Annotated in this window: 10 protein-coding genes and 1 pseudogene; all 11 read left to right on the forward strand. The window is 35.4% G+C overall.

The genetic code is table 11. From position 1 onward, the window contains the following. Positions 1 to 181: hypothetical protein (locus DK866_RS19575; RefSeq protein WP_208624204.1), on the forward strand; the 181-nt coding region annotated here is incomplete at its 5' end. Positions 182 to 372: 191 nt separating this feature from the next. Continuing rightward, a complete protein-coding gene (locus tag DK866_RS19580; RefSeq protein ID WP_109410231.1) occupies positions 373 to 627 on the forward strand; it encodes a hypothetical protein in 255 nt (84 codons plus the stop codon). 411 nt (positions 628 to 1,038) lie between these two features. Beyond that, positions 1,039 to 1,362 carry a hypothetical protein gene (locus DK866_RS19585; RefSeq protein ID WP_109410232.1) on the forward strand — a complete coding sequence of 108 codons (324 nt, stop codon included), beginning with the start codon at positions 1,039 to 1,041 and terminating at the stop codon, positions 1,360 to 1,362. A 75-nt stretch (positions 1,363 to 1,437) separates the two neighbouring features. Continuing rightward, complete coding sequence (locus DK866_RS19590; RefSeq protein ID WP_109410233.1) at positions 1,438 to 1,755, forward strand: hypothetical protein; 318 nt, start codon at positions 1,438 to 1,440, stop codon at positions 1,753 to 1,755. 120 nt (positions 1,756 to 1,875) lie between these two features. Beyond that, positions 1,876 to 2,085 carry an HNH/ENDO VII family nuclease gene (locus DK866_RS19595; RefSeq protein ID WP_273802065.1) on the forward strand — a complete coding sequence of 70 codons (210 nt, stop codon included), beginning with the start codon at positions 1,876 to 1,878 and terminating at the stop codon, positions 2,083 to 2,085. Between the two features lie 3 nt (positions 2,086 to 2,088). Further along, the gene (locus DK866_RS19600; protein ID WP_109410234.1) at positions 2,089 to 2,556 is read left to right on the forward strand and encodes an SMI1/KNR4 family protein; all 468 of its coding nucleotides are present in this window, start codon (positions 2,089 to 2,091) and stop codon (positions 2,554 to 2,556) included. 856 nt (positions 2,557 to 3,412) lie between these two features. Next, the gene (locus DK866_RS19605) at positions 3,413 to 3,793 is read left to right on the forward strand and encodes a hypothetical protein (RefSeq protein ID WP_109410235.1); all 381 of its coding nucleotides are present in this window, start codon (positions 3,413 to 3,415) and stop codon (positions 3,791 to 3,793) included. Positions 3,794 to 4,673: 880 nt separating this feature from the next. Then, entirely contained in the window at positions 4,674 to 5,108 is a 435-nt protein-coding gene (locus DK866_RS19615; RefSeq protein WP_109410236.1) for a hypothetical protein, read from the forward strand. A gap of 33 nt (positions 5,109 to 5,141) precedes the next feature. Further along, entirely contained in the window at positions 5,142 to 5,672 is a 531-nt protein-coding gene (locus tag DK866_RS19620) for a hypothetical protein (RefSeq protein WP_109410237.1), read from the forward strand. After that, positions 5,641 to 5,922, forward strand: coding sequence for a hypothetical protein (locus tag DK866_RS19625; RefSeq protein WP_109410238.1), 282 nt, complete (start codon positions 5,641 to 5,643; stop codon positions 5,920 to 5,922). Before DK866_RS19620 ends, DK866_RS19625 begins: the two co-directional genes overlap by 32 nt. Before the next feature lie 12 nt (positions 5,923 to 5,934). Then, positions 5,935 to 6,056, forward strand: a pseudogene (locus tag DK866_RS20375) (VENN motif pre-toxin domain-containing protein); the annotation flags it as partial.

The following is a 6,056-nucleotide window of genomic DNA, read 5'->3' on the forward strand; positions in this document are numbered from 1 at the left end:
AGCATTAGGTTTACCAATAATGAGTAAGGCTATTAGCCCTTATGTATCGAGTTGGTTAGGTAGCACTACTGTTGCTAGCCGTGTGGTAGGTGTAACAACTACGGGCACAGCAAATTTAGCCATGCAGGTGCATAATATTAACACAGACCCAAAAGCGAGCTTTAGTTATAATACAAGATGATGGTCGCTGGGTTGTAAAAGGTAATGATGGAAGAATACATCTAATTGAGCCTGATGGCGAAGTGGTTACGTCATTTAAAAATAGCGACAAAAATACGGCTCAACGTATTAGAGATGGTCGATGGAATAGACCTAGTAATGAAAAACTAGATGAATTTAAAGAAAAATTTTCTGATTATGTGAGGTGATAAGATGGATACACTAAAAATTAATTACATGCCAGAAGCAGATGTAACTTTATTTGATATTCGTTTATCTGAATCGGAAGTTGTAATTTATACAGATTGCTTAAATTACGTTTTAACTCATTTATCTGATGAGCAAATATATGAAAAAACGGAATGCTCAAATAAACAAGAGTTATCACATTACTTAGCAGATCTAAAAAATCTAATGAAATCAATGGAGAATAGAAGATACCTTCCAGATAGGTACAAAGATCTATAAAAATAATGGCATAGTGGCTATTTAAACAGTGACTATGCCGACAAGTTTTAATCTTTTACCTCAATCAGTTTACTCGTTCTTAGCCAGCTGGATGATCAGTTATCCAGCTTGGCGAGTGAGGGTAAAGTGACTGCCCACCGTAAATCTTAACTCACCCCACCACTTACCTCTGATAGTCAGTTTCGGACTCACAATTATGCATTAATTCTCTGGTGCTAGTTTTTTCAAATCTAAATTACGATCAATCTCTATCAAGTCCTTTCAGAAACTAACGATAACGTCACCGAGCGTGATATTCAGAATCACCTCTTCCAGCAAGCCTTACAGGATTATACTAACCAATCCGATTTTGGTACGGGGGGGAAATACACCCGTGCCATCCAAGCCATCACTGCATTTACGCAAGGTGTAATGGGCAACAATATTGTTACCGCGATTGCTAATGGTTCAGCCCCTTATCTTGCCAACGAAGTGAAAAACCAAATTCAAGGTAATAGTGTTGAAAGTGATATTCAGCGCACGATAGCGCACGGCTTACTGAATGCAGACCTTGCACCGGCAAAAGGTGAGAATGTTTTAGTGCAAGCTTCTGGCGCAATGACAGGGGAAACAGTGGGTATTTTATCGCACTCACTTTATGGTAAAACTCCCGAAGAACTCACTGAGACTGAAAAGCAGAATATAAGTGCATGGGCAACGTTAACTTCTGAGATTATTAGTATAACACAATTATGATATGAAAATTACGTCACCTCAGAGGATGCAACAAGATCCAAAATAAGTGGTGGATACAATAAAGGATAATGTTAAATGAAGATACAAGAATCAGATGGCTCTATTGTTGATATTTTTGCTATTTATTGGTTTGATGATGAAACATATTTTTATGGAATGCCTATTAATTATGGCGGATTGCAAACATATAAAGCTGATGAAGTAAAAATCATTGATAATCAATTAGATTTTAAAACAGTCTTTTTTTCAAATGATGATGCAAAGAGCGTCCATCATTGGGCTTTAATCGAAGAATCATTATTAGATGACTTACTTGAATTAGATGAAACCGCCTATAAAAGATTTTTAGAGATATTAAAATCTGAAAGTCAGTTAGACGATAATTTTTATTGATAATAGATCCCAGTATTCATAGGGATCTTCCTTATCTCCCTTACTCCTTTGCCAACTGGATAATCAACTGTTCGGCTAGCTGGTACAAACTTAGAGAGAATGGCATCAGGATGAGCACCTATTGGTACTGATGGAAAATCTATTAATCTACATCATATGACTCAAAAACAAGATGGTGCTATAGCTGAAACAACCCAATCTTTTCATCAGGGTAATAGTTCAGTTATTCATATTAATACAAATACAATTTCATTAGGTATTGATAGAGCAGCTTTCGAGCAATGGAAAAACGAATACTGGAAACAGAGAGCGGAAACTTACGGTAAATAAATTATGAAGAATAACTATACATTAGTTGACGTTGAAGAACTTGTAGCAGGACATAGTGATTTTGTTGATTTTGGTACAGTAAATGATTCAGTTGATGATATATGGATTAGAAAAGCTGAAGAAAAATTAGGATTACAATTTTCCTTATCTTATAAGGATTTTTTGAAAAATTTTGTTGGAGGGGAAATAGGAGGGGAAGAGATTTATAGTATTTATGGCATAAATTTTGAGGATGTATGTGGTGGGGACATAGTTTATCAAAATCTAATGAATGTAAGAAATGGAACTGCAAAGCCATTACAATTAGTTATCAGTGAAACAGATTTGGGTGAAACTTTTTATTTTGATTATTCAAAATATCAAGATGGAGAGTGCCCTATATATTTAGAACTCCCATCAGGGGAGTCAAATCTATATGCTTATAATTTTTATGAATTTTTATGTAAGAGAATTAATGCGCATTTAAGCTAGATTGTTAGGCAAACCTAATCTTAGGATTAGGTTTGCCAATAACTATACTCTCTCAGTCAGTCGGATAATTAATAGTCCGGTTTGGCGGGTGAGGATGTAGAGGTTGAGCAAATATATGAAAAAACAGAATATTCGAATAAAGACGAATTATCTTATTACTTAGAAGATTTAAAAAATTTAATTAAATTAATAGAGCATAGAAGATATCTTCCTGACAGATATAAAGATTTATAGAATAGTCATTAATATCAGTAGCGGCTTAACTAGTTTAGCTACTGATGCCAAAAGTCCGATCAAATTTTTGTCTTAATCCTCTACCAGCTGGATAATCCACGGTCTGGCTTTGGGGATAATGATTGTATGAGGAAATATTACGGGTATACCGCTTGATGTGTTTTTAACACAACAAGAGATGACACTAGAGAAAGCAGCTGAAATAGTGGGGGGGACTCCGCCGACTACAACAGCGAAAGCCCTTCAATTTATAGCAGCAAAAACCTATTTGGCATTTGTTAAGAGCGGTAAGGAAATACCAAGCTGAGATGCAGGAACGGATCAAAATAGCTTTAAAAAGGCGAGCAAAGTTTCAGATGTTAAACGTTCTAGTGGGCAATTTGATGGAGACCTATTGCTTGCAGAGTAAGTTAATGAAACTAGCAAGCTAATTCCTAGAGATTTAATAAACAAAATTACAGAACATAATACTCAGCTAGGTGTATTGAATCATAAATAAGGAACTATTTCAGGTGCACATAAACAAGATTCAGCTCAGATTGATGGTTACTGGAGGTGACTAGAGATGCAAAAATTGGAGAAATTAATAACGTATTTATAACAATGCCCCCAAGAGATAAAAATGAATATTGACAAATTAGATTGGTTAATAAATATAAAAAAAGATCTGTATAAAAATGATGGCAGGGATTTATATGATATTATTTTTGAAACACTAAAAAATAATAAAATGATGTATCCTGCGTTTTTAAGGATGGCTAGTGAAGGGCATGGTTTTTCTCCATCAGAAGGTAATGGTTACGCATTAGACCAAGATTGGGATATACCCGATGAATTTGATGAGGTCAGTTTTATGTTTGGAGATTACGAAAGTTCTACTCTCTCTCCTCAGAAATTTGTTGAGTTAATACGGTTGATAACGAATAGCTATTTAAATGAGTATCCAGAAAATGAAGATATGATAGAGCGTTCTATGAAAAGGCTTCAAGAACGCTATACCTAATGTTGAAGTATTTTTAATTACTCTTCAGTCAACAGGACAATCAACTGCGCAGAATTTAGAGCTACTAATGAATTTATGTTGTCAAATCCTAATTTAAAATAACTTACACCAGCGGTTCGTCCTAGAACTGGTGAAGTTGTTACCCGCTGTGATAATTGTAAAAATATATTTGGTGATGAATAATGGTATATATGGATGATTAGTTTTTAGAATCTAATGATTTAGATTGGTTTTCTTCTTACCAAGATGGAACCATTGCTCATTTTGCTACAGGTGGAAATGGGACTATTCCTGAGAAAATAAGAGAGTCAATAGATAATTATGAAATTATTTATGATTACTTTGATTCATTAGAGTCAATATCAGAAATTGAGATCATAGAATCAAATTTACCTTACTTTGAAAATGAAGAAAGTCGTTTTTTATATTTTCGTTCTTTCATAAAGATGGCAGGAAAAGGTATTTTTAGTTACGATTATAGAATGGGTGAAGGCTATAAGCTGATATCAAAACCTATTAATAGGTTAAGTTATAACGAATTACCGAGCTCTATAAAGAACATATTATTTATAATGCCAGTGAATATATCCAGTGAATTAGAACTTATTGGATTGACATCTTAATTAATATACTTAGCCATATTTTTGGGGATGGTAGTAACATCACAAAAAGGCGCAAGACATAATGCTGATTGTGCGTGGTCATGATGTTCCGACTGCGCATAATCCTTCTGCATTATATTGAATTGCCGGAGATTATTTGCCTGTGATGACTTTTTGAATTGTTTTAATGCACAATGACGTAATGGAATGATAATACCGTATTATTATTTTATTTTTTATAAAAGCCACCCCTAACTTTAGATAATAGGATTAGATAAGTGGTTGGTCATAAACTATTAAACTTTAGACGACGTTCTTTTTTTATTGATCATTCTTTAATTTGCAAAAATGTTGTTATTTTTTTTCAAATAGAGAGCTTACGTTGGTTTTCATTAACAATAGGTGAAGGTTATATTAATTTGGCAGAAGAACTTAATGAACCCCAATGCCAATTTTTAGATGAAATTCAAGATTCATTTGCATATCCAATAGATAATTTAGTTGAACTGGATTTTTCAAAAAATAGCATTTTGGATGAAATCTATGAGTATAGATTACTAGATAATCCAGAGTATAGTATTGGACTATGTCTAAAATTAAATATTGGCGAAATCAGTTTCATAGAAAATAATGACGATTTATCAATTGTTTTAGGTCGTTCTGATGAATTGCTGAAATTCTCTTTTTTGACAGCTTATCAAATCAGACAATAAGCAATTAGTTCATTGATTTTGGCTGAATACAGTATGAGCCATACGTTAGCAATGGCAGGCAACCATAGTGGCAGCGCTGAAAACACCATTCAATCTGCGGTATCACAAGGTACATGGGCAGTGCGTGATAGCGATAATCAACAGCAAGATATCGCGCAATTAAGCCAAGATACGGATAATGCTCACAGCACGTTAAATAAAATCTTCGATAAAGAAAAAGAGCAAAATCGCCAACAAAAACAACAGTTGGTGGGCGAAATTGGAGCACAGGTTATCGACTTAGCAACCACGGTGGACACTATTTGTGGCACGAACCAAGCGAAAGCCAATTCAAAACTCGATAATCTTTCTGATACGGCCTACGACAATCTCTATCAAGCCCTTTCAGAAACCAACGATAACGTCACCGAGCGTGATATTCAGAATCGCCTCTTCCAGCAAGCCTTACAGGATTATACCAACCGATCTGATTTTGGCTCGGGGGAAATATACCCGTGCCATCCAAGCCATCACCGCATTTACGCAAGGTGTCATGGGCAACAATATTGTTACCGCGATTGCTAATGGTTCCGCGCCTTATCTTGCCAACGAAGTGAAAAACCAAATCCGAGGTAATAGTGTTGAAAGTGATATTCAGCGCACCATTACCCACGGCTTACTGAATGCAGGCCTTGCATTGGCAAAAGGCGAGAATGCAGTAGTGCAAGCCTCTGGCGCAATGACAGGGGAAACAGTGGGTATTTTATCGCACTCACTTTATGGCAAAACCCCCGAAGAACTCACCGAAACTGAAAAGCAGAATATAAGTGCATGAGCAACGTTAACTTCAGGGATTGTTGGCGGTTTAATCAGCGATAATAGTGCAGGTGTTGCCAATGCTGCCCAAGCAGGGAAAGTGGTGGTTGAGAATAATTATCTAACAGCCAAACAAATAACTTCATGGCTTGA

The organism is Proteus genomosp. 4 str. ATCC 51469, assembly GCF_003144375.1.
In the GTDB taxonomy this organism is placed as follows: domain Bacteria; phylum Pseudomonadota; class Gammaproteobacteria; order Enterobacterales; family Enterobacteriaceae; genus Proteus.

What these genes read in the sequence shown, in the direction of transcription:
- DK866_RS19580 (WP_109410231.1), top strand. Translation starts at nt 373, where the DNA reads ATGGATACACTAAAAATTAATTACATGCCAGAAGCAGATGTAACTTTA.
- DK866_RS19590 (WP_109410233.1), top strand. Translation starts at nt 1,438, where the DNA reads ATGAAGATACAAGAATCAGATGGCTCTATTGTTGATATTTTTGCTATT.
- DK866_RS19625 (WP_109410238.1), top strand. Translation starts at nt 5,641, where the DNA reads ATGGGCAACAATATTGTTACCGCGATTGCTAATGGTTCCGCGCCTTAT.
- DK866_RS19585 (WP_109410232.1), top strand. Translation starts at nt 1,039, where the DNA reads ATGGGCAACAATATTGTTACCGCGATTGCTAATGGTTCAGCCCCTTAT.
- DK866_RS19605 (WP_109410235.1), top strand. Translation starts at nt 3,413, where the DNA reads ATGAATATTGACAAATTAGATTGGTTAATAAATATAAAAAAAGATCTG.
- DK866_RS19620 (WP_109410237.1), top strand. Translation starts at nt 5,142, where the DNA reads ATGAGCCATACGTTAGCAATGGCAGGCAACCATAGTGGCAGCGCTGAA.
- DK866_RS19600 (WP_109410234.1), top strand. Translation starts at nt 2,089, where the DNA reads ATGAAGAATAACTATACATTAGTTGACGTTGAAGAACTTGTAGCAGGA.